Raw genomic sequence first — 358 nt, forward strand, 5'->3', positions numbered from 1 at the left:
CTTGAAGTGCTTCCATACGATCTCAATGAGATTCAGTTCGGGACTGTACGGCGGCAGATAAAACAGGAGTGCTTTGTGTTCGATGAACCAGCGGTCCAGTGTGACCTGATCGATTCCGTAATGAATGCTCGCATTGTCGAGCACGATCACGGTCGGTCTACCATCGCCGTGACAAATCAGGTCATTGAGAAAACCCTCAACGTGAGGCCCTTTGACCGTATGGCTGGTTGCTGCATGGACGAAACTGTTTTCAGCGAAGTTCAGTGCGCCCATCACATTGCGTCGACAATGGTGGTTGGGCTCAATGGCATGGGGCAGTCCACGTGGTGACCAGCTACGCTGCACAGGCGGTGATCCG

General features: G+C 53.4%; 1 protein-coding gene. It reads right to left on the bottom strand.

Features of this window, described 5'->3' with window-relative positions; translation table 11 throughout:
- Nucleotides 1-345 (bottom strand): transposase (locus SB753_RS35430; protein ID WP_410804741.1); only part of this gene is annotated, 345 nt, incomplete at its 3' end.
- Between the last annotated feature and the right edge of the window lie 13 nt (nt 346-358).

The sequence above is a fragment of the Paraburkholderia sp. SIMBA_053 genome (assembly GCF_046534895.1).
In the GTDB taxonomy this organism is placed as follows: domain Bacteria; phylum Pseudomonadota; class Gammaproteobacteria; order Burkholderiales; family Burkholderiaceae; genus Paraburkholderia; species Paraburkholderia caledonica.